The sequence below is a fragment of the Guptibacillus hwajinpoensis genome (assembly GCF_005144865.1).
In the GTDB taxonomy this organism is placed as follows: domain Bacteria; phylum Bacillota; class Bacilli; order Bacillales; family Guptibacillaceae; genus Guptibacillus; species Guptibacillus hwajinpoensis_A.
The window spans coordinates 182248-206117 of the sequence record NZ_SWFM01000003.1; the positions used below are offsets into that span (position 1 = coordinate 182248).

The following is a 23870-nucleotide window of genomic DNA, read 5'->3' on the forward strand; positions in this document are numbered from 1 at the left end:
TATTCTATCTTTAGCTTTTTATGGCTTAGTTTTTTTGCATTTTTCTACGAACAACCACGCCAGTAGCTGCCATCGTTGCAAGGACAGCTGCAAGGATCCACTCAATAGGTAACTGCTGGTCCGCTGTACCACCCATTCCTGTTTTTGGCATGTCAGTTGGCATTGCTTCCATTGCAAATTTATCTGGGAATTGATTTACAAACGCTCCTGATAGTCCTTGTGCAGGCTTATACATATGAGCATATGCTTCACGTACGGAATCATAAGCAGCATCATAATCTTCTGTCGTATAGCTATCAAATGCTGTAATCAATTGATTTACGTGCATTTGTAATCCTTCAGATAATGCTCCTGCTTCTAAGCGTTCCTCTGTTGCTGTTTCAAGGAAACTTGAGAAATCAGCTCGGTAGGCTTCAAGAGCTTCTAGCGCTTTTTCTTTAGCTGCTTCGTCTTCAGCACCTGTAGCTTGAACGTATTCCACGAAGTTACCGATGTGACCAGACCACATTTCTTTAAATTGATTTCCTGCTTCTTCACCATATACGGAAGTAATTGCCGCTGTTAGATCATCAGTGTTTTTGCTTAGTGCAGCAGCAGAAGCATCAAAATCTTCAGATCCATCAATACCGTTTTGCATCGTCATCATAGCAAGACCAGCATGTTCAGATAGAAGGTGTCCTAGCCCTGCACGAAGGTCAGAAGCTGGAGTTACCGCTTTCGTGTTATCGAACTTATCTGGGAATTGGTCCGTAATAGCAGTTGAGAAACCTTTTGCTACCATGTGCATATGACCAATAGCTTCGCGTTCTTTTTCATATGCCGCTTCGTAGTCTCCTGCAACATAGCTATCAAAAGAACCGATTAATTGATTAACATGTGCTTGTAAACCTTTAGCTAGCGTTTCTGCTTCAAGGCGCTCACCAGTTGCGTTCTCAATGAATTTAGAAAATTCTTCTTTGTATCCTTCTAAGTTATCAAGCGCTTTTTGCTTTGCATCTTCATCATCGTTCCCTGTAGCTTTCACATAGTCTACGAAGAAACCGATATGGTTGCTCCAAATTTCGTTAAATTGAGCTCCTGCTTCTTCGCCGTAAACTGAAGTAATAGCTGCAGAAAGATCTTCTGTATTTTCATTTAGTGCGCCAGCAGAAGCCTCGAAGTCTGCAGCTCCATCAGCACCTTTTCTCATTGTTTCTACTGCAAGATAAGCATGTTCGCTAAGTAAATGTCCTAGATCTGCTCGAAGATCAGCAGCAGCCGTTTCAACTGTTGGCTTGTCCATGTGATTACCATGATCATCTGCAAATGCACCTGATGTTGGGATTAATAGTGAAAAACTAATTGGCACTATTAGAAGTCCTTTTTTCCAATCTATTACTTTCTTCTTCATATTCTTTTCCGTTCTCATTTCCAAATCCACTCCCCTTGTTTTGTTTTACACACAGCTAACGAAAGGAAGATCATTTTGGATCATTCTTTTCTACATTTCTTTTTCTTTTTTATTCGATATAATTCTAAAAACCTACAGAAACCCTGATTTATAAGGGTTTCTGTAGGTTATATATTTTCTCAATATTTACTTCTTTTCTTTAATAACAAAGATAAGATAAAAAGGCGAGTACAAATAAAGATAAAAGAACGTTAAATAGAATGATGTAGATCCACTTCTTTTTTCATGCTAATAAAGGGGTACGTTCCACCGTTTGTATGCTGAATAAATGTTTTAACAGGAATAAACCCAGCTTTTTGATAAACTTTAATTGCTCGCTTATTGAATTCAGCAACAGCCATCGTAAGCGAACTAGGCTGATACAACGCAATTGCTTTTTGTATGCCTGCCATCAAGAAATTCAACCCATATCCTTGTCCTACCAATTTAGGATTCATACCCAGACCGATTTCAACCTGACCAATTTGCTGTTCATTAAAATTAAAAAAGCCTACGAATAAATCTTTTTGATAGACGCTCCAATAATTCTCATTCTCCGCTGCATCGTCACGGAATTCTCTCAGATCTTCCATATCGGCTTCCATATCATAGAAAGCATAAATTCCTTCATACTTCCATGATATCACTTTCTCCACTTCTTCTTTATTCATCATTTCGAAATGATAGTTCATTATACTCCCACTTTCCTATTAATAAACTAAAAAAGCCCCATGCCGGGAAATGCATGGGGCTCACACTATATTTATATTTTAAGGGGGACAGGAACCGGGGAAGTTCCTGTGAAAACAGTGTACCAAGAACCATGTTCATCTTGACTAATTATGAGTTGTTTTTCACATTGTTTTAATAAATGAAATGAATAGCAAACAACTATTTATATACCATTATTGTTTGTAGTTCTTTGAAACCTATGTCCTTATAAATATACTTGGCGAAATTTGATGAATACACATTTAATCGAATTTCATCATATCCTTGTTCCTTGAAATTCGCTATGCTTGCCTCAACAAGTTTTTTTGAAAATCCTTTGCCTCTAAACTTGGGAAACACAAACACATCATAAATAAACCCATGTTTATTCTCTGTGAAATAATCAGTGTTTTCACCTAACAACACCCACCCTGCAATTTCATCACCGTCTCGGTAAATAAGATGATATCCACCACGATCAAGAATAGATGAGACGATTTGAAGTGCTTTCTCTTCCTTTACAATGCCTGGATTCGTTGTTCCTTCATTAACTGACTGAATGGAATTGGATAGAATATAATCCCTTTCCTCTATATTTGCTCGCTCAATCACGCATTGTCCCCTCCATCAACTATATATATTTCATTACTCGTTACTTCTTGATGATTGATAGTCTTTCCTTCTTATTATGAATAATGGATAAACCCACCAATTTTAAGTCCTATAGCAAAACATTATTTATTAATTTTGGCATATACACACGTATCAATTAATTCTTTTCCATCAATAGATATGCCATCGTTTTGAAGGATAGCTTCAAGATCAAAATTTACTCGTTCTGCTACTTTACGACTGCGGAGATTATTCGTGTTGCAACGTATTTCTACCCTCTTTGCTTTAAGTTGATCAAATGCAAAATCTAATATACCTTTTACTGCTTCTGACATATAACCGTGACCGGAATATCTTGAATCCATCCAGTAACCAATTTCAAATTTACGAACATTCCAATCAATACGATGAAGCCCAGAAGAACCGATAAATTCGCCAGAAGCTTTATGAAAAAGTAGAAGTCTTAAATCTGTTCTTTTCAAAAAATCGACGTGCGATTCACGTATATTTGCTTCAACGTCGTCTAGCGTCTGCTCTGAACGAGCAAATGGCATCCAGTTTTTCAGATCTTCGATAGAAGCCTGAATAGACTGGTGAACTGCCTTACCATCACCAGGCATTGGATACCGAATATGTAAGCGTTCTGTTTCAAATTCACAAGGGAAATCAATAAGAATCGGTTTCATATGACATTTCCTCCAACAACTCCAAAAGATGTCAGAATTATATCATTAATGCGATATCTGTCAAGTGTCTCTACTTCAGTCAATTTAACCTGTTCGAACGGATGCACCTCATATATACTATATAGTACGAGAAAGGGGAATGGATTATGGAAATGTCACTACTATTATCTTTTCTTGGAGCAGCTGTTCTTCTCACCTTGATGCCTGGCCCAGACAACTTATTTGTACTTGCACAAAGCATTTCTCAAAATAAACAAGCTGGACTTGCTACGTCACTAGGTTTATGTTCAGGACTCCTTGTACATATTACTGCTGCTGCGGTAGGAATATCAGCAATATTATATCAATCATCACTCGCGTTCTCGATTGTAAAATATCTCGGTGCCGCTTATTTACTGTACATGGCTTATCAAGCTTTTCGTGAAAGAGCGTCTACATCTACAATCAAAAATCAGCAGTCACGTTCATATTCGTCCCTTTACCGAAAAGGCATTGTGATGAATATTCTAAACCCTAAAGTATCTCTCTTTTTTCTTGCACTACTTCCACAGTTCATTGACCAGAATGCAAGCTACCCTGCACTTCAAATGGTTTTGCTTGGAGGAATTTTCATTTTACAAGCTTTGTTGATTTTCAGTGGTATTAGTCTATTTGCTGGTAAACTATCTACTTTTGTAAGTCGAAACGAAAAAGCGTCAAGAAGAATTAATCTACTAAAAGGAACTCTTCTCGCAGTCATTGGGATTCAAATTGCTTTTAGTGAAAAATGAAAACAGCGCCCGCACACAGTGCGGGCGCTGTTTATTTATGAATATTCTACTACTGTGCAGTATAGCCTCCATCAATAATAAGTGCCTGTCCAGTAATACTTTTAGCTGCATCACTAGCAATAAACATAGAATAATCAGCAATTTCCTTCACTTCAAGAAGTCGCTTTTGAGGTACCAATGGATAAATCACTTCTTCCAGCACCTTTTCTAATTCAACTCCACGTTCTTTTGCTAGATCTTCCATCTGTCCTCGAACTAGTGGCGTATCTACATAACCAGGTGCCATAGCGTTAACAGTGATGCCGTGCTCTGCACCTTCTAGTGCTGACACTTTAGTTAATCCAATTAAACCATGTTTAGCACTATTATATGCTGCTTTACCAGCAAAGCCTATTACACCATTAATTGATGCCATATTTATAATTCTACCAAATCCTTGTTTCTTCATTATCGGAAATACATGTTTCGTAGCAATGAAAGGTGCCGTAAGCATGATATCTTGCATCATACGAAACTTTTCGGTAGGGAAATTCTCAATCGCTGATACATGTTGAAGACCAGCGTTATTAATCAATACATCCAGACGTCCGTATTCTTCTACAGTTCGATCAATGGCAGACTTAATCTCTTCTTCATTCGTTACATCTGCCTTAATTCCAATAACGTCATAACCTTTGTCTCTAAGATTACTTGCTGCTTCCTCAGTACCTTCTTCATTAATATCTGACAATACTACTTTCGCTCCGTTTGAAGCAAATGTCTCTCCAATCTCAAATCCAATTCCTCTTGCTGCACCTGTAATAAATACAGTCTTGTTGTTAACCATCTGTAAATCCTCCTATAAATAATGCTTTTTATTTAGCTATCTGTTTTGTTTCCCTTTCTGCAAATAAGTAAACTAAAATTCCCCTATATTTTTTATATCTTACTATAGTAAAAACCGAAGCTTTAGTTGAGCTTCGGTTTTTGCTACTCATTCAATTCACTTGTAGACGCTTCCCTGTTCTTCAAAGAGCCAAGCTCTTTCCCTAGAACGAGTAGCGATTGATTAATACGCCACACATAATATAGGTCGTTTACAAATGTCTTCACTTCAAGATCTTCATCTGTTAGATCCTCAGATAATCCTTCAATCTGTTCACGTTCTTTATTTAGATGATACATTACAAGACCCTGCTCACCCTTTAGGAGCCTTAATAACGTTCCGATATTATGTTTAATGACTTTATTAATATGGTGCAATGTGTCTTCTGTACCCGCAATGATACGAACGTGATTATTTCTGTTTGTTGAAGCTAGCAAGTGTTTCGCGAAATAATTAATGGCAGTCAGAACAGTTAACCAGCGTTCAATTCCAGATCTAGCCAGAATGGCAGGTCTATTTCTTAATGGTCTTGCATCTTCTTCAATTCTTCTCATTTCTTCGTCAATTCCAAAAGCCTGATTAGTAAAATCAGCTGTTTTCTCAGGATATACGAACGACTCAAGGTAATCAGATACATACGTACTTAGTTTATTTAGAAAATCTTCTGCTGTATCAGAAACCTTCTCTTGGGTTTTTCTTGGATAGATTAAAGCTGCAGCAAGAAAACCAATGAACGCTCCCGCTAACGTATCAAAAACCCTTGCTAGAATAATTTGCTCTGTAATGCCACCCAGAATGAAATCATACATAATCGCAATCAACATTGTCATCCAAAACATCATCATGGCATATGAAATGGATAAAAAGTAGAATGCCAAGAAAATACAGCAAAACAGTGCAATAAGCTCTAAAATAACCTGTCCTGCTAATAATTGAGCAAGACCAAAGCCAGCAATTGCTCCAAAGATTGTTCCTAGCGACCTTTGAAAAGCTTTCTGGAGAGTCATTCCAACTGTATCCGTTCCAAGTAAAACAACAAAAGCGGATAAAAGAACCCAGTATTGATGCGTTGGTGATAATAAATTACCAAACATTATCGCAACTGCTCCAGCAGCTATAGCTTGTAAAGCCTTTTTTGTAGCAAGTCTAGGAAATGTACTGTTTTCTTCTTCTTCTTTGATATTCTCCTTTTTGATTTCATCTGCATCCTCTAACCATTCTTCCTCTTTAATATTGGCCATTCGTCTAGCACTAAGCTCATTAGAACTATCAACAAGGTGATTTGCAATTGACTCAATTCTTCTTATTAGCCAGAGCCAGTCTTTATTCTGATGATTCGCCATGCGAAGATGAATCAGCTGAAGCTTCAATTCATCAATTACTTTTTCTGTCTGTTTTAAATTACCAATAATATCATGGCTTCTTAGCACTTCCGCATCTCTTATTGATTGAACAACTTTATATAATAACTTCCTTACTTCATTATGTTCTAAAGCATGCAGTTCTTTAAGCCTTATCACTGCTGGATATAGTGTTTCAATCAACATTTCTGCATCAAAAACATACAACCTTAATTGCTCTGAATCAATACCTTGCCACACCTTACTAGGATTAGTAGTAGTTAACTGACTTGAAATCACCTGTGCATAATCATTTAGCCTTTTTACATCTCTTTTGAGTAGAAGTGTCCTGTAGCGATTAGGGATGGGATCTCCAATTACGTCAAGAACAAGGTCAAGTGTAAGATTAGTTTGGATATGGAATGAACGCATACTATGACGAAGTTGTTTATTAGGTTGATTGCGGAGCACGATAAAGTGATACAAATAAGAATATGTTCCACCAACGAGAATCCCCACTATAAAACCGGGCAAATCTGAAGGTTGGAGCTTTAATAAAGTTGAAAAGTAAATGGATAAGAACGCGACCATAAAAATTGCAAAATAACGGAAACCATAATGCTGAGTATAATAAGCGCAGAAAATGACTAATAAAAACAAACCATCCACAACGTAGGAAATAGAACCGAGCAATGTGCTTAACGAAAGAGCAACAATGCTTGATATAACCAACAATCCAGAGGTGATTTTTTTCTTTTTCTCTGTGTCGTCATTTACAAGTAAGAGTGATAAAAGACTTACTACACCCGCAAGTATTGCCGGTGTAAACGATAATCCCATCATGGATGTTAACCAAATCATTGTCATCACTGAAGATAGTACACTAACTGTAATTCTAACTGCTTGATGTAACCTAGTCCTGCCGGGATCCGCAGCAGCTAAACGAGCCACCCAGCTTTGAATGAGTCTATTCTCTTTTTTAGTCCACATACTCTTATCATAGCCAATTTTCATCTAATCTGCCAACCTTAGCTCTCTAATTTTGAATTCAACCGATTAATCATCACTTTTTGTTCAGTAATGAACAAAATATTTAAATAAAGAAACCTTTGAAGTTGAGAACACTTCAAAGGTTAATGAATTAGACAGTTTTTATTTCTTTCTTTGCTTTTGGTTTCTTATCGGTGCTTTTTTGCTTTCTTGGTACTTCTTCATTGAATGATTTAATCAATCCCCAACAAGTAAATAAGAGGATAATTGTTAATGGAAATGCACTAACAATAATAGCTGTCTGCATACTTTCTAGTCCACCTGTAATCATTAAAACGACCGCTGAAGCAGAAAGAATGAAGCCCCAGCTGAATTTAACAAACATAGGCGGATTCAAACTACCGTTTGTCGTCTGCATTCCAAGTACAAATGTTGCAGAGTCAGCTGATGTAATGAAAAATGTAGCGATTAACAACAAGGTAATAACAGTTAGTACAATGCCAAGCGGAAGTTGTTGATAGAGATAAAACAACCCTGCTTCAAGACTTTGACCAGCGATATCAGTTCCTTGCGTAAAGTCGAAGAAGATCCCTGATCCGCCAAAAACACCAAACCAGAATGCACAAACTACGGTAGGAACAACAGTTACAGCTACCATGAATTCTCTAACTGTTCGGCCTTTTGATACCCTAGCAATGAAGGTACCTACAAATGGAGACCATGCAATCCACCAGGCCCAATAAAAGATTGTCCAGCCTTGTATCCATGATTCATTTTGCTCGTTCATCGGTGCAAGACGCATACCCATTGCGAAAATGTTTTGAACATACTCACCAAATGTTGTTACAAATAAATCTAGTACAAACTTAGTTGGCCCGACAATGAGGAACACAATTAGCAATAGAACTGCAAGTACCATATTCGTATTACTTAAGTATTTAATACCTTTTTTGATCCCAGTTCCAGCTGAGATTGTAAAAAGAACTGTGATAATTGAAATAATAATCAACTGTACAGTAAAGTTATTCGGGATGTTCGTTAAATAACTTAACCCACCATTAATCTGTTGTGCTCCTAGTCCTAGGGAAGCTGCCACTCCAAAAATCGTGGCAAATACTGCAATAACATCTACAGTAATCCCAATTGGTCCTTTAACACGATCACCTAATAATGGATAAAGTGTCGCACTCATAAGGCCTGGCGCACCTTTTCTAAACTTATAATAGGCGAGTGCTAAAGCAATTGTTGCGTATATAGCCCATGCATGGAACCCCCAATGTAAATATGTATAACGAAGGGCAAGGTGAGCTGCACCTACAGTACCTGCTTCACCATAAGGCGGGGTAGAAAAGTGGGACATTGGTTCTGATACTCCAAAGAACAATAGCCCTATTCCCATCCCGGCGCTAAACAACATTGCGAACCAGGTGAGTCTGCTGTACTCAGGCTTATCGGTATCTTTACCGAGTTTGATATTTCCAAATCTGCTGAAAATTAAATAGATAGCAAAGACTAAAAAGAACGTTGCCGCTAGTTGGTAGAACCAACCAAACTTATTTAGAAAGAAATTCTGAGACACTGTCATAACCTGGTCGAGATTGCCAGGCATGATCACTCCCCAACCTACGAAGACAATCGCAATCGCGATGCCTATCCAATATACTTTTGTAACTTTCCCCATTCTATTCACTCCCATTTCTATTATGTGGATCACAAAAATATTTTGAAATAATAACCACATAGTTATTAATAATAGTCAAAGAGGACTACTTTTTCAAACTTTTATAAGAATATAGTAAGATATACCCCTTTATTATTAGTTAGAAACCTTACCATTACTCATAAAAAAGGCTCTTTTCTAAAAGATTGTTGCTTTTGAAAGAAGTTTGGAAGGATGCTCGACTCCTGTGGGACTAGCGGGACAGGTGAGACCCCACAGGCGCAATGTTTTTGTGTGCCGAGGAGGCTCAAGCGTCCCGCTCCGCGGAAAGCGAGCATCCTCGAGCGAAAATCCCTCTCACTCTTATAGCACCAATGTTTACGAAAACAGCCTAAAAAAAGAAAAGCAGAAGTGGTTTCTGCTTTTCTTCATTCATACATATTTTATAAACCTGAACTTAAGACAACTTTCCCTTTTGGTGTTTCACTTGTATTATCCGGCTCTAGTGTGATGGCAACAGCATCCCACTTATGCTCACCGTCATATTCAACCTGATAGGTTACTTCGCCATTACCTTGCTGATTTGGTGTAAAGGATCCAGCGCGATAAGGAGTATCGCCCTCAAGCAACCAAACTTGATAAACCTGATCTCCTTCCACATCAGCAACATCATTCACCTGAACAACTAGATTCATTTGTCCATTTTCATTCATCAGAGCTGCTGAACCTCCAGATTTTTCTGCCTCAGAAGGCTGAAGCTGGACTGCTTTTATTAGTGAAGCAATTTCCTCAGTCTGCCCCGGGTTACTTTCATTCATATAATTATATACATTTCCTGCTAAGGAAAGAAATAGTGCTGCTGCAAGTGCTGGTGCAACCCATTTTCTCTGTCTTGATTTTCTTTCAGACTTAAAATCAGTTGTTTTATTAAGTTTTGCGGAATCATTTTCTTCAGTAAGATTCAAATTGGTTTCTTCACTATCATTTTCAAACACGCTTGCTAGTACACGTTCTTTCATCCCAGCAGGCGGTTCTTCCGGTATTGAAAGATAAGGAAGGTCACCTGTCAATTCTTCCAGCTCCTTTAACTCCTCTCTGCACTCTTCGCATGATTCGAGGTGAGCTTCGAACTGCACTTTATCATCTTCTGTTAAAGTTCCGTTGAAATAGTCAAGTAGCTGTTCACAATTTGCTTTCATCTGAGACCCCTCCTTTCTCACCTAGACTGGTTTTTAAATGCTTTAACGCAAGCCGAATTCGGCCTTTTACAGTCCCCAGTGGGAGGTCGAACTCTTCAGAGATTTTTTTATGTGTCATCCCTTTAAAGTAAAACATTTCAATAATTTTTTGCTGTTCATCTTTTAATTTGGAGACAGCTTCACGAAGTACCTGACCTCTCTCTTTCCACACTACCTGATCTTCTACAGAATCTTCGTCACTGTGAAGAGAATCTCGTTCGTCTAATTCAAAGTCAGGCTCTTTTGACTGCTTCCTTAGCACATCAATTGCTGTATGACGCGTCATTGTTAGAAGCCAGGAAGAGAACTTCCCTTTATCGTCACTATATTGAGACTTTCCTTTCCAGAGCTTAATGAACACTTCTTGCATAACTTCTTCTGCAAGTCCCCCATCCTTCACAATACGATACGAGAAGGAATATAACAGCTTCTCATATCGATCGTAAAGAAGGGAGAGAGCTTCTTTATCCTTTGCCTGGACCTTTAAATACAGGTCGGCATCGTTACGTTCTCTCATACCATTCTCCTTTTCATCATAACTGGCGCCAGCTTGAAGAGGCAGAAAGCTTATGTATAGCTAACGTTAGACAGTCTGATTTGGATGTGTTTTGGTGTAAAATAGTTTCTTCTGCTTGAAAAAAGCCCCTCCAATAGGAAGGACTCACGCTCCTTTAAACAAGCCTATATTATGGTCTATATATAAGCTATAGTATAGCATACATATCATATTTCATAATGAACAGACACTTGTTTTTACATTCTTTATACGTTTTGGTTTAAAATCGTTTACTCTGACAAACTTTTCATGAGTCTTGCGTTCCTGTATGATAGGAATGATTAGAATTAGAAGAGGTGGCTGACTATGACTAATAAAGTAGCTTTAATAACAGGTGGTACTCGAGGGATCGGTAAAGCAATTGCTCATAAATTTGCGTCCGAAGGATATAACCTTGTATTGAATTTCATGAGAAAAAAGAAGGATGCAGAACAAACAAAACAGGAACTTGAAGAGGCTTTCGGAATTACCGTACATATTGTGAAAGCAAACGTAGGTGAAGTGAAGCAAATCACATCCCTGTTCCATGAAACTGAAGAAACGTTTGGAAGACTTGATGTATTTATTAATAATGCAGCTTCAGGCGTTTTAAGACCATTAATGGAAATAGAGGAAAGTCATTGGGATTGGACTCAGAACATCAATGCAAAAGCTTATTTATTTGCCGCTCAGGAAGCTGCTCGAATCATGGAGAAAAATGGTGGTGGGTCCATTGTTGCGCTATCCAGCCTAGGCTCGATAAGAGCTCTTCCTAACTATGTTGCTGTAGGCGTTTCAAAAGCTTCTGTAGAAGCTATAACAAGGTACCTAGCTGTTGAGCTCTCTCCAAAAGGAATTGTTGTTAATGCTGTATCAGGTGGAGCAGTAGACACTGACGCTCTGAAACACTTCCCAAACAGAGAAGAATTACTCGAATCTGCCAAGAAGAGAAACCCTGCAGGTCGACTTGTCGAACCAACTGACATGGCAGATACAACTTATTTCTTAACAACACCTGCGGCTCGTATGATTAGAGGACAAACGATCATTGTTGATGGAGGACTGTCATTACTTGGTGAGTAATTATTAAAAAAATGTCTTTTTAAAATTTGGCGAACCAATTTCACTGTTTATACTTAAATAATAAATATAACCTGATGTAGATCTAATAAAATGCCCTGAGAGGTTCTGTTATAGAACCTCTCAGGGCATTAAAGGTATATTAAGATGTGAAAGTTTCAGTTAAAACAGGTACTATTTGTTTCTTACGAGAGACTACCCCTTCTAGGACAGCAAGATTCTCGACGAGTTCAACATTAAATGCTTTTTCTACATGACTTGCATGTTTGCCAAGTGCAAGAGCTGTTGAATTATTAGTCAGAATATCTGTTACGACTAACAAGAATAAGTCAAGATTCTTTGCTTCAATTGCTTGTCTCATTTCCTCTTCTACCGCATCTTTGCGTGCAAGTACGTCAAGTGTATCAACCACATTAACCTGTGCAACTTCTACTTTAGCATCTCCCATGCCAAACTCCTTCGCATCAAGCGAAATTAGTTCGGCTGGTGTTTTACTACTCATATCTGCCCCAGCTTTTAGCATTTCAAGACCGTATGTTTCCGCATCTACTCCAGCGATTTCTGCGAGTTCACGCGCTGCAGCGACATCTTCCTCTGTGCAAGTAGGTGATTTGAAAAGAAGAGAATCTGAAATGATGGCAGAAAGCATTAGTCCTGCAATGCTTTTGTCAATTTGGATATTCTGTTCTTTATACAACTTATTAAGTATCGTAGCTGTACAACCAACCGGCTCAGCTCGGTAATAAACTGGATCTGCTGTTTCAAAGTTCGCAATTCGATGGTGGTCAATAACTTCAAGAATGCGAACATTTTCGATATCCTCCGCACTCTGTTGACGTTCATTATGATCGACTAAAATCACGCTGTTGGCTTCATTAGATACTGTTTTAACCATTCTTGGTGCTTCAACATTAAATTGATCTAGAGCATATTGTGTTTCGCCATTTACAGCGCCTAAACGAACTGGTTCAACGTTCATGCCAAGTTTTCTCTTTAGATCTGCATACACAAGAGCAGAAGTGATCGTATCTGTGTCGGGGTTTTTATGTCCAAAAATCAATACTTTTTCCATTGGTCGACTCCTTTAATATCAAAAATTTTATGTACTCATTACATATTGTAAAGTTGTCTTGGGTTAAACTCAACATCAATTGTCAAACTCTTAACAAGAAAAGTAAGGAAACCAATTCTTTTCAAAAAGCTATTTTCGTAAACTTTGTTGCTATAAGATGAGTAGTTGATTTCCGCTCCAGGATGCTCGCTTTCCGCGGAGCGGGCGGTGAGCATCCTCGTCGCTAACGCTCCTGTAGGGTCTCACCCGTCCCGCTAGTCCCGGAGGAGTAGAGCACATTCCGCTCCAATCAACAATGAAGTCAGGTTCTCTATAGAAAAATCTTTAAAAATAAACAATCTTTTAGAAAAGAGCCTTTCAAAAAGAAAATCGGTGTCAAATTTATAGAGATGCTATCGCATCTTCAATTGAATCTTCGCCTGAAATTAGATCAAATGAGCGTCGAATTGTGTTTTCGTTTGCTAGCAAAGCAACAATTACTTTGGCTACATCTTCACGGGAAACTGAACCACGCTTAAGATTTTCTGCGATCGATACTTGCCCAGTTCCATCTTCATTCAGTAACCCACCAGGTCGAACGATTGTGTAATCAAGAGCACTCTGTTCAAGCATTTTGTCTGCGTAATGTTTCGCTGCATAATAAGGCATTAGAGCCTCGCTCCAGTTGTCGCGATTGTGCGCTTGATGTGCACTAACCATTACATAGCGTTTAATGCCAAGTTTCTCTGCTGCTTCCATCGTTTTAACTGCACCGTCTAAATCAACAAGAAGTGTTTTATCTGAACCAGTACTTCCTCCGGATCCTGCCGCAAAGACGACTGCATCGCTTCCTTCCATAGCAGATGAAAGTTTATCTACAGAATCTTCAAGACTTGCTACTGCTGTGTCAATTCCTTGATCCACTAATTCAGTAGCTTGTTCTTCTTTTCGAACAAGTGCCTTAACAGAGTGCTCCTTACTATCATGAAGTAGATTTACGATTTGATGACCAACTTGTCCGTTCGCTCCAATAACTAGTACGTTCATTATTAAGCTCTCCTTCCAGATTGTCTTATCCTATTATTTCAAACACATCATTTTATCGCAATTAGCCTGCTCGGTGATTGAGGGATGAGGCAATTTGTTTCTTGTCTCTAGTCATGGAAAATACAGCGGTTGCTAGAGCGAGTACAATAAACATGCCTCCAACTGTTGCATTCATTTCAACTGTGCCTCTATCGATTACGAAAGCTCCAACTGAAGAACCAAGTGCAATACCAAGATGAAGTGCTGAGTTATTTAAGCTTTGCTGAATATCAGACGTCTCAGGTGCGAGTTCGATTAAATAACTCTGTTGTGCTGGAGTTATCCCCCAACTTATCATGCTCCAAATCACCATAACGATGATAAATAACGGAAATGAGAATGTAGTATAAGGAATAACAAACATTGACACACCGAAAAGCACAATTGAGATTAGAATGGTTGGCCTAGTCCCAAAACGATCTGAAGCTATACCACCAAGGCCTCCACCAGCTACAGCTGCAAAGCCAAAGATCAAATAAACAATACTTACCCAATTTCCATCTAATCCAAGCGTTGATTTTAAGAATGGAGTAAGGTAGCCATACAGTGCTAAATGACCAGTTAGAAATAGAAACGAAGTCAACTGTGCAGTAAATATACGATTATCTTTTAACGTTTGAAGCTGTTTTTTAATCGGTATCGCAGGTTTAGGCTGAATCCTTTCCATAAAGAAATAAACGCCTGCCATTGATAATAAAGTTAGAACGATAATGAGGACAAATGGCGCTCTCCAGCCAAAGGTATTTCCTAACATTAATCCGATCGGTACTCCAAAAACAAGCGATGCACTAATTCCCATAAAGACAACGCCAATAGCTCTCGCTCTGTATTCTGTTTTGACAATATTTGATGCCATCGTCACGCATAACACCACAAGTAATGAACCACTCGCTGCTGATATAATCCTTGCTAACATTAAGATATTAAATGAAGTGCTGAATACAGCCACTATATTTCCAAACAAAAAGACAACCAGTGAAAGAAGGGTTAACTTTTTGCGCTCAATCCTAGCAGTAGTTGAAAGCAATATCGGCCCCATTAATGCGAATACAATTGAAAATACACTAATTAAAAGACCAGTTTTCCCAAGACTTATTTCAAGGTCTTCTGCGACTAAATCCAGAATACCACCAATTATTAATTCCACCATTCCGACTACAAACGAAACAATTGTCAGTAAATAAACGCGTTTATTCAAACCTTTCGCCTCTCTCCTAATAAGTTACCACTAAAAGGGTAACCCTTTTTACTTAAGAAGGCAACAGGTAAAGATTGAAATATTACGACTGATAAAATGATGTGCTATGATAAAGAGAACGTTGAAATGACAAGGAGATTGAAGACATGCTACAGCAATTTGGATTTACTCAGTATGAAAGCCAGGTGTATGAAGCTCTTATTACAATTGATGAAGCTCTTGATGCCACTGCTATCGTTAAGCGTTCTAGTGTGCCACGTTCTAAAGTTTATGATGTTCTTCGTCGACTGAGCGAAAAAGGCATGGTTCTTGAATCAACAGTTGAGAAAAAACGGCTTTACACGCCACTTCCACTTGAATCCGCTATTTCGAAATTACGTCGTGATTTTAATGATAATATTACTCAGCTGAAATCCATACAAGCTCGAAACAAGCCAGCGGATGACCGTGTTTGGACGCTCAAAGACGATCAATCCATTCACTCCCTCGTATCCGCTATACTAAATCAAGCAAGCTCTTCAATTGTTTTCTCAGGTTGGGCAGATGATATTGAACAACATAATGCATTACTAGAGAACAAAGAAAACAATGGCGTCTCTGTTGAGATTCACACCATCGGTAACCTAAACACTCAAGTCAAAAACGTAACAACCCTTATACCTGATAGTGAGCATCAGAGCCTTGAGCGAAGTCGTATTGTGATTATTGATAAGGAAGAAGTTCTATTTGCAGGAATTGAAGAAACAAGCTGGCAAGCCATACATACGAAATCTCGTCCACTTGTAACGTTTTTCACAGAGTTCTTCTATCACGATGTTGCTTTAACCGAAATCACGCAAAAATTCGGTAGCATGATGATGAATGATCCAGAGATCAGAAATGTATTACTCAAATTACGTTACTAACAAATAGGCCTTCATTTGAACCTCCCGTCTTTTCTATATAACGAACAACATTTTACTACTCTCTCATAAACTCTCTATAAATTCCCTGATTCTTAAATCAAAAAAACACCCGCTCCAGATTTCCTGGACGGATGTGCATTAACTACTATTCTGCCTTTTGCATCTCTTTCGAATCAAGTCCTAATTTCATCTCCAGCTCTTGCTTCATGATCGCCATTCCTTCTGGGCTCAAAATGATGCTTCCATTACCGAAAGCCATATTTTCATCTAGAACTTCTCCGGTAATCATACAGGCCATGTCCGCCTGATATTTCTGCAAAATGACTTTATTTTCGCTAGTAAATATTTCAATTGGATCTTTCACCTGAATATCAAGCGTACGCCTTAGTTCTTTTGGAATGACAATTCGGCCTAGCTCATCAATTTTCCTTACCACACCAGTGCTCTTCATGCTCATCCCTCCCTTTCGTTTTAAAGAACATGTGACTATTTATTTAATCATAATCCCATTACTTGTATTTAGCAACTAAAAAGTTCCAAAATTCTGTAAATTTACATTTAGTATCTATTTTTAACCAAAATGTGAGAAAAAACGAAGTATCCATTGAAAAATTTCTATCTAAATAGTCCATCATATTTGAACTATATTAAATAGTAACCGTGCAACTTTTATAGTTGCACTATATGAAGTTTAGGGTATAAACTAATATTGTTTAGAGGGTAAACTAGTGGAGGTAGAAAAGATGAATAAGAAATTATGTGAAGCCGTTGCGTTATTTGAAGAAGTGATTATGTATGGAACTGAACGTGTTATTCGTTCATTTGAGCATCAAATTTTTGAAGAATATTCGTCTGAACAACTTCAAATGCTTCAGATCATTTCCAAATCAGGGCATATTTCCCCTGGAAAATTAGCTTCACTTCAAGGTGTGCACAAAAGCGCAATTTCAAATCGTTTTAAAAAGCTAGAAACAAAGGGACTTGTTACGACAGTTGATTCTGAAGAGGATCTAAGAGGAAAATCGATTGCTCTCACAGATAAAGGTCATGAAGTCGTTACGTTATTTAATGAAGTGATTTATGACCACGTAGAGAAAATCGTTTTAGACGATTTTCATGAATCAGAAATTGATGAATTTCTACGTATTTTTAGAAAACTCAGTACTATTCTTAAAACAGAAGGAGACAAAAAATGAGACAACTATTAAATTATAAATGGCCGATCGCAATTGTTTTAATTGCTATCACGATTGTGCTGTTTTTCCTTTCGCCAAACCTTTCACAGCAAGCTGAAAATGCAGGTACATTTCAGCTTCCAGCAAGTTCTGATTCAAAACTTGCAGCTGATATTCTTGAAGAGGCTGGAGCTGGTGATGAAACGATCTCAGTGGTCTTTACATATGAGGATCCAATTGATGAACAAACACAAAAAAAGATTTCATCAATTGCAAAAGATATTGAGCAGGAGGATTCAAGCGTTACGAAAGTGCTTGATCCTTTTGAGAGTGACGAAACCGCTGAACAACTTGTATCTGAAGACAACAAGACTGTTCTTTTACCAATCACAGTTGATGGCACTAATGATGAAGTCAATGAGCTAGCAAATCGAATTCGACAGGATGTCATTTCAGAAGATACAACAGCCTATGTGACTGGTGAAGCAATTATTAATCATGATGTTAATGAGAGTGCTCAGAACGGACTTGAGAAAACCGAGCTTATTACCGTTGTTTTAATATTCGTCCTTCTTTTCGCTGTATTCCGATCAATTACTACTCCATTTATCCCCCTCATTGCCGTTGGGGTTACTTATTTACTTAGTCAATCAATTGTTGCCTTTCTAATTGACTGGTTCGGCTTCCCTGTTTCCAATTACACCCAAATCTTTCTCGTTGCTATCTTATTTGGTATAGGAACAGACTACTGTATTCTTCTATTAAGCAGGTACAAAGAAGAACTAATGCAGGGCCATAATGTTGAAGACGCAATCGTTAACACATACAATACCGCAGGTCGTACATTGATAATTAGTGGATTAGCTGTGTTCATAGGCTTTAGTGCGATTGGGTTTGCTGAGTTCCCTATCTTTAAATCTGCCGTAGGAGTAGCAGTCGGTATCGCAGTGTTAATGGTTGTCTTATTTACTCTCGTACCATTTTTCATGGCATTGTTAAAGGACAAGCTATTCTGGCCTTCCAAAACTTCAATCTCACATAAAGATAGTAAGCTTTGGTCTGCTTTTGGTCGATTTTCAATTAACAAGCCAATCTTGTCAATGGTCATAGTTGCAATTATTATGGTACCACTACTCTTCACTTACAATGATCAACTATCATTTAATACCGTTAATGAAATAGGTCAAGACTATGAATCTGTTAAAGGTCTTGATGCGATAGAAGAAGGCTTTGGCAAGGGGGATTCTCTGCCTATAAAAGTTATTATTCAGCAGGATAAAGAGATCGTGACAGAAGAATATCTCCCTTATATCGAAACAATCAGCAAAGAAATCGAGAAGAACAAGAACGTTGATTCAGTCAGATCCATTACGAGACCAGCAGGTGACATTATTGATGAACTTTATGTTGACTCTCAACTTTCTCAAGTTGGAGATGGATTAAATGAGGCCTCTAATGGTATCAATGATGTTCAAGATGGATTAACAGAGGTCCAAAAAGGTCTTCAGGATTTTAATGGACAGATTCCATCAAATGAAAATTCAGGTGGACTCGAGGAGACTGTTAATGGACTTGGTCAAATCAATGACCAGCTCGGCTCAATCTCACAAAGTCTTCAGCAAACACAAAATATTAATAGGGCTTCTCAACAACTTGGACAAGTCCAACAACAGTTAGGACAAATTCAGCAGGGTCTATCTGAAGCTTCATCTGAAGCAGGACGGGCTTCGGAACTTAGTGGAGGAATTTCTCAGCTATCAGAAGGTATAGGCTCTTCAATTGATGGGCTGAAAGAAATAAATAATGGCTTGAAAGACGCTGCAGATCTCGTAAGTGAAATGGGTAAGTCACAAGCCCTGCATGATACGAGTGTATTCATTCCTAATGGAACACTTGAAAATAAAGACTTCGAACCTGCTATCGAGAGATATGCTTTTGATAAACGGAAAGCCGTTATGCTAGAAGTAATTTTAGAAGATGATCCTTATTCAACTGAAGCAATAAATTCTGTTCAGGAAATAAAAGATATTGTCTCTAGGACAATGAATGGAACACCACTCGAAGATGCCACCGTTGCTTATAGTGGTGTATCAAGTATTAATAACGACTTATCTGATATTTCTACAAGTGACTTTACAAGAACGGTAATTATTATGCTTGTTGGATTATTTGTTATCTTAACGATACTCTTCCGCTCCATGATTATGCCGATAGTTATGATTGGATCACTTCTGCTAACCTATTATACTTCTATGGCTATTTCAGAGCTGATCTTTATCGATCTTATGGGTTACGATGGCATTGTTTGGGCTGTACCATTCTTTGGTTTTGTCATGCTGATTGCGCTAGGGGTGGATTATTCAATTTTCTTATTGGACCGTTTTAAAGAAGAAGCATCCATTGGTGTCAATGAAGCAATGCATCACTCGATGGCAAAAATGGGTACCGTCATCATCACCGCAGCAATTATTCTTGCAGGAACGTTTGGCGCGATGATGCCTTCTGGCGTACTCAGCTTAATGCAAATTGCTACCATTGTTATTACTGGCCTACTTCTTTACGGACTAATTGTCCTTCCGCTCCTCATTCCAGCGATAACCGTTTCATTTGGTAAAGGAATATGGTGGCCGTTTAAACAAAAACAGTCAAATAAATCTTAGTAAGAGAAAAATTGCTAGAGATAATATGAAAAGGTGTTCCAATTGGAACACCTTTTTTCATGCCGTATCATGATGTTGAAATTCATTAATCATCTTGCTTTTCATCGCGATCCGCGCTCTGTGTAAACGCGATTTAACTGCTCCGGGTGATAATTGAAGTTTACTCGCAATCTCTTTTTCTTTCAATTGATGGTGATAGTACAACTGAAATACTGATCGAAGTTTTGGAGATAACGCGCATATTAAAACACCTACCCCTTCTTCTAATTGAGCGTTTTCACATTCCTTCTCTACAGTAAAGTCTAACGGTAGATTAGTTAACTGAGGGGAACTGTCTATTGATACTAAAACAACTTTTTTCTTTTTTCTTAGTAAATCAATTGCTTTACGAGTAGCTACAGTCGACAACCACGAACCAACTTTTGCTTCGTTATCGATATCCATTAGTTTAACGTGAGCGGTGATAAACGTTTCTTGTAGCACATCTTCCGCAAGACCATGATCTTTCGTTACCTTAATCGCACTGTAGTAAACACGGTTATAGTGTTGGGTATATAAATCATGAAATGTCATTTCCATAAGCTACTACCTCACTTTACCTCTTGGAAATAGTCTTTAATAAAATCAGGTGCGTCTTCTTCATTAAATGACAATACGTCAAAAAAATCATCATCATCATAATGAACACCCATGACGTACTTCCCACCGAATGAGTTCTGGCTTCCGTTCAAAGCTTGATCAATTTGTTTATCATCTGTAATTTCCAAATGATTTTGCAATTCAGCAGTTCCCTCTCCATTCATCATTTCGTAATACGCTTCTTCTGAATACTCATTTTGATTTAGGTTCATAAGATAAACGTTCACATGATCAATCTCTTCAATACTGATAAATGCTTTATCGTAAAGGTTCTCTTCTTTTAACCATTTAGTTGTGTTTTCATAAGAAGTTGGAATCATTGTATTTCGTTGATAAGCATATGCTCTTTTGTCTTTTTCATTATTTAATGATATTGAAACGTACGATTGTAATCCTACTGGATTCATCATTTCTTCAAATGACAGAGCATTGATATCCGATTTTATATGACTGAAGAACTCTTTCATTTTATCAGGATCAACAATAACTGCTTCTGTATTACCAGGTCCATGTGGGCGAATGTTTATTTTCTGAACACTTAATGGATCCAGATTTATAAATGGATAAGCTAGTTTTTTGTAATCTTCCGTTTCCCATACTGCTTTAAGCTCAGTGTTTATCTCTTTGGGGTTCAATCGGTAAGAACGCTGAACCTCTTCTCCACTCTTCATTTTGTATGAAATAAAATAGTACTTCCCACTTCTATTTAGTGGATCTCCATGTTGAATGAATTCTTTATGCAACGTACGAATCGCATTAATCGTTTCTTCCGAGCGTATGAAAGAGAGGGAATCATTATATAACTTTGCATCTTCATATTCGTAATAAGTATCTCCTATATAAACATATTCAACTTCGTCTAATGCAGGGACATAGCTTTCATACTTTTGCCAGAAAACCGGGATGATCGAAGCTATTAAACTAGCAGCGATTCCATACACTAGAATTCCTTTAGCATTTTCGAATGTGAAAACACGCCAGGTCTTTGCTATCAGCATAGTAGCTAACAAATAGCCAAGAATAATGCCAAGTAAATAGCCCCCAATAATCCATGGTATGGAAGATTGTGTCTCACCAAAATACATTCCTACAAACAAAGCAAAGCAAAATGTCATACTGAATTTCAAGACAGGTTTTAATGAGTGTAAGGCAATCGCCTGCGTTGCTGATTCAAGTGGGCGTTTCTGATAAATGACCATTGCAATATAATAAAGAACGATTGAAATAACCAAATAAATAGCTAACGTTAAGTACCCAATAGGCAGAACTGCTTGACCTTCTAATTGATTTGTCACTAATACATCCATAATAGGAGAAAAATGCTCAAACGTTTGATCTAAACCACTTATTTCTGCATAACCAGCAATAAAGTAGCTAACATGAAAAGTAATTAGAACATAAATGCCCGCTGGGAAAAGTAGGAGGATATAAGTCAACACACCCTGTACCGCAGAAAGTCCTGTAAGTGTTCCAACAAAAACACCAGCGATGAATGTTAGTAATGTAACGGTTAAGTTTACTAGCATCCAGTACCCTAAATCACCGAGTGTATAGAAATCTGACACATCTACGAATATGTAAAACAGTAACATGATCATACTTGTAAACAAAATCGGAGTAATAAGCATGAATATCCCCGAACCTATCTGGTGGCGAAAAAGTGTTTCGCGACGAATTGGTAAGCTATGCATAAAGTCAGATGAAGCATTCACATGCATATACCGAAGCAAAAAGACAGCCATAAGAACTGGAATAGTAAACAAGAATAGAGACTGAAATTCAAAGAAGAATGTATGATCAAATAGTCCTGACACATACTGGCTTCTAGCATACTCCTTACTTAACGCCATTGCTAGCTGCAAAGGTAAAGTGAATAATAGGCCAACCAAATACAAAATACTTATCCAGCCTACATTTCTAAAGTTCTGTTTAAATAATTCCTTCCTAAACGAGGATGTTATCGATGGCATACCCTACACCTCCCATTTCGTATATAAATATTTCTTCTAATGTTAGTTGCAAACGATCGAAAACGATTGGAGAATACTTTTGAATTTCAGTTATCACTTTCTGCTCCTCCCCTTTCACAATCATTAGAAGGACACTGCCTCTTTTCTCGTGATGTAGAATAGTTAAATTACTTTCTAGAATGTTCTCATTCTCGTATTTGAACGCTACCTGAACTTTATGCACGTCAGCTTTTAATTCATCCAGATCCCGTTCGAGTAGAATATGCCCATCATGTAAAATACCAACATGATCACAAATATCCTCTACTTCGCGCAAGTTATGAGATGAAATCAACACAGTCATTTCCCGATCAGCCACATCCTGAATGATTAAGCTTCTCACGTTCTTTCTCATAACTGCATCTAATCCATCAAAAGGTTCATCGAGAATCAGAACATCTGGCTTAATAGACAAGGACAACCAGAATGCGACTTGTCTTTGCATCCCTTTCGAAAACTGACTTATTTTTTTATTTTCATCCAAATTAAACGATTCCTTCAGCTTTACATAACGATCTTCATCCCAGCCATCGTATAAATTCCGATAGTAATTCGCCATCTGCCTAACTGTATATTGTGGTAAATAATAGAGAGCATCTGGTACGAAGACCATTCTTTTTTTAATTGAAACATTTTCAAAGACACTTTCTTCTAGTACAAGAAGTTGACCATCATCAGGTTTAAGAATACCAGCTATGATGCGCATCAACGTTGTTTTTCCAGCCCCATTCGAACCGAGCAATCCATAAATGGAACCTTGATCAACAGTGAAGCTCACATCGTTTAGAATCTTATCTTTCTCAAAGGTTTTATGTATCCCTCTTACATTAATCATATTTCTCTCCCCCCTCTACTTCATTTATTAGCGATTCAATTTCTTCCGCCGTCATGCCAAGATAAATCGCCTCTGCTAGTAACTTCTTTAATTGCTCCCGCACTTTCTTCAACTCCTCAACATTCTCCAATTTTTTCGAAGGGTGAACGAAGCTCCCCTTCCCTTTTACTGAGTAGATATATCCTTGAGACTCGAGCTCTCTATATGCTTTTTGTATTGTGTTGGGATTAATTGTAAGCTGATGAGCAAGTTCTCTGACAGAAGGAAGTTTTTCATCATCTTTGAGGACATCTTTGATAATGAGCTGTTTCAGCTTATCAACTAATTGTAAGTAAATTGCCTTTCGACTTCTAAAATCCAATTCAAACATTACATCACCTCCACTCAATAAGTTAT

Annotated in this window: 22 protein-coding genes; 5 read left to right on the plus strand and 17 right to left on the minus strand. The window is 37.9% G+C overall.

The window, feature by feature from the left end; translation table 11 throughout:
• Positions 1–25: 25 nt before the first annotated feature.
• The 4 genes from FBF83_RS11795 to FBF83_RS11810 all read right to left on the minus strand — a co-directional run bounded on the left by FBF83_RS11795 (position 26) and on the right by FBF83_RS11810 (position 3438).
• A complete protein-coding gene (locus FBF83_RS11795; RefSeq protein ID WP_420875133.1) occupies positions 26–1408 on the minus strand; it encodes a copper amine oxidase in 1383 nt (460 codons plus the stop codon).
• Between the two features lie 233 nt (positions 1409–1641).
• Entirely contained in the window at positions 1642–2121 is a 480-nt protein-coding gene (locus tag FBF83_RS11800) for a GNAT family N-acetyltransferase (protein ID WP_136947365.1), read from the minus strand.
• A 199-nt stretch (positions 2122–2320) separates the two neighbouring features.
• Positions 2321–2752, minus strand: a complete 432-nt coding sequence (locus tag FBF83_RS11805) for a GNAT family N-acetyltransferase (RefSeq protein WP_048309142.1) — start codon at positions 2750–2752, stop codon at positions 2321–2323.
• Between the two features lie 122 nt (positions 2753–2874).
• Positions 2875–3438: a GNAT family N-acetyltransferase gene (locus tag FBF83_RS11810; RefSeq protein WP_136947366.1), complete on the minus strand. Its 564-nt coding sequence runs from the start codon at positions 3436–3438 to the stop codon at positions 2875–2877.
• Positions 3439–3584: 146 nt separating this feature from the next.
• On the opposite strand from FBF83_RS11810, the gene FBF83_RS11815 reads away from it, so the two are divergent.
• A complete protein-coding gene (locus tag FBF83_RS11815; RefSeq protein ID WP_136947367.1) occupies positions 3585–4208 on the plus strand; it encodes a LysE family translocator in 624 nt (207 codons plus the stop codon).
• 49 nt (positions 4209–4257) lie between these two features.
• On the opposite strand, the gene FBF83_RS11820 is transcribed toward FBF83_RS11815, so the two are convergent.
• The 5 genes from FBF83_RS11820 to FBF83_RS11840 form a co-directional block, all read right to left on the minus strand.
• Positions 4258–5034 (minus strand): 3-hydroxybutyrate dehydrogenase, encoded by a 777-nt coding sequence (locus tag FBF83_RS11820; protein WP_136947368.1) that lies wholly within the window; start codon positions 5032–5034, stop codon positions 4258–4260.
• A gap of 143 nt (positions 5035–5177) precedes the next feature.
• Positions 5178–7427, minus strand: a complete 2250-nt coding sequence (locus FBF83_RS11825; protein WP_136947369.1) for an FUSC family protein — start codon at positions 7425–7427, stop codon at positions 5178–5180.
• A gap of 127 nt (positions 7428–7554) precedes the next feature.
• Positions 7555–9084, minus strand: a complete 1530-nt coding sequence (locus FBF83_RS11830) for a glycine betaine uptake BCCT transporter (protein WP_136947370.1) — start codon at positions 9082–9084, stop codon at positions 7555–7557.
• A 422-nt stretch (positions 9085–9506) separates the two neighbouring features.
• Complete coding sequence (locus FBF83_RS11835) at positions 9507–10262, minus strand: anti-sigma factor (protein ID WP_136947371.1); 756 nt, start codon at positions 10260–10262, stop codon at positions 9507–9509.
• Positions 10246–10818, minus strand: coding sequence for an RNA polymerase sigma factor (locus tag FBF83_RS11840; protein ID WP_136947372.1), 573 nt, complete (start codon positions 10816–10818; stop codon positions 10246–10248). The genes FBF83_RS11835 and FBF83_RS11840 overlap by 17 nt, the downstream gene beginning before the upstream one ends.
• Positions 10819–11163: 345 nt before the next feature.
• On the opposite strand from FBF83_RS11840, the gene fabL reads away from it, so the two are divergent.
• Positions 11164–11919, plus strand: a complete 756-nt coding sequence (gene fabL, locus FBF83_RS11845; protein WP_136947373.1) for an enoyl-[acyl-carrier-protein] reductase FabL — start codon at positions 11164–11166, stop codon at positions 11917–11919.
• A gap of 139 nt (positions 11920–12058) precedes the next feature.
• On the opposite strand, the gene FBF83_RS11850 is transcribed toward fabL, so the two are convergent.
• The 3 genes from FBF83_RS11850 to FBF83_RS11860 all read right to left on the minus strand — a co-directional run bounded on the left by FBF83_RS11850 (position 12059) and on the right by FBF83_RS11860 (position 15251).
• On the minus strand, positions 12059–12988 hold the full coding sequence (locus FBF83_RS11850; protein ID WP_136947374.1) for a manganese-dependent inorganic pyrophosphatase: 930 nt from the start codon (positions 12986–12988) through the stop codon (positions 12059–12061).
• Positions 12989–13369: 381 nt separating this feature from the next.
• Positions 13370–14014 (minus strand): SDR family oxidoreductase, encoded by a 645-nt coding sequence (locus tag FBF83_RS11855; protein ID WP_136947375.1) that lies wholly within the window; start codon positions 14012–14014, stop codon positions 13370–13372.
• 61 nt (positions 14015–14075) lie between these two features.
• A complete protein-coding gene (locus FBF83_RS11860) occupies positions 14076–15251 on the minus strand; it encodes an MFS transporter (RefSeq protein WP_136947376.1) in 1176 nt (391 codons plus the stop codon).
• Between the two features lie 146 nt (positions 15252–15397).
• Between FBF83_RS11860 and FBF83_RS11865 the strand changes: the two genes are divergently transcribed.
• The gene (locus tag FBF83_RS11865) at positions 15398–16156 is read left to right on the plus strand and encodes a TrmB family transcriptional regulator (RefSeq protein ID WP_136947377.1); all 759 of its coding nucleotides are present in this window, start codon (positions 15398–15400) and stop codon (positions 16154–16156) included.
• 145 nt (positions 16157–16301) lie between these two features.
• On the opposite strand, the gene FBF83_RS11870 is transcribed toward FBF83_RS11865, so the two are convergent.
• Positions 16302–16607, minus strand: a complete 306-nt coding sequence (locus FBF83_RS11870; RefSeq protein WP_136947378.1) for an AbrB/MazE/SpoVT family DNA-binding domain-containing protein — start codon at positions 16605–16607, stop codon at positions 16302–16304.
• Between the two features lie 292 nt (positions 16608–16899).
• On the opposite strand from FBF83_RS11870, the gene FBF83_RS11875 reads away from it, so the two are divergent.
• Together FBF83_RS11875 and FBF83_RS11880 are read left to right on the plus strand one after the other, a co-directional pair.
• Positions 16900–17352 (plus strand): MarR family winged helix-turn-helix transcriptional regulator, encoded by a 453-nt coding sequence (locus FBF83_RS11875; RefSeq protein WP_136947379.1) that lies wholly within the window; start codon positions 16900–16902, stop codon positions 17350–17352.
• The gene (locus tag FBF83_RS11880; protein WP_136947380.1) at positions 17349–19991 is read left to right on the plus strand and encodes an MMPL family transporter; all 2643 of its coding nucleotides are present in this window, start codon (positions 17349–17351) and stop codon (positions 19989–19991) included. Before FBF83_RS11875 ends, FBF83_RS11880 begins: the two co-directional genes overlap by 4 nt.
• Before the next feature lie 57 nt (positions 19992–20048).
• Here FBF83_RS11880 and FBF83_RS11885 read toward each other — a convergent pair whose 3' ends face one another.
• Genes FBF83_RS11885 through FBF83_RS11900 form a run of 4 tightly spaced genes read right to left on the minus strand, consistent with a single transcriptional unit; the run spans position 20049 to position 23844 of the window.
• Positions 20049–20570: an RNA polymerase sigma factor gene (locus FBF83_RS11885; protein ID WP_136947381.1), complete on the minus strand. Its 522-nt coding sequence runs from the start codon at positions 20568–20570 to the stop codon at positions 20049–20051.
• Positions 20571–20581: 11 nt separating this feature from the next.
• Complete coding sequence (locus FBF83_RS11890) at positions 20582–22600, minus strand: DUF6449 domain-containing protein (protein ID WP_136947382.1); 2019 nt, start codon at positions 22598–22600, stop codon at positions 20582–20584.
• Positions 22575–23474, minus strand: coding sequence for an ABC transporter ATP-binding protein (locus FBF83_RS11895; RefSeq protein WP_136947383.1), 900 nt, complete (start codon positions 23472–23474; stop codon positions 22575–22577). The genes FBF83_RS11890 and FBF83_RS11895 overlap by 26 nt, the downstream gene beginning before the upstream one ends.
• On the minus strand, positions 23467–23844 hold the full coding sequence (locus tag FBF83_RS11900; RefSeq protein WP_136947384.1) for a GntR family transcriptional regulator: 378 nt from the start codon (positions 23842–23844) through the stop codon (positions 23467–23469). Before FBF83_RS11900 ends, FBF83_RS11895 begins: the two co-directional genes overlap by 8 nt.
• Between the last annotated feature and the right edge of the window lie 26 nt (positions 23845–23870).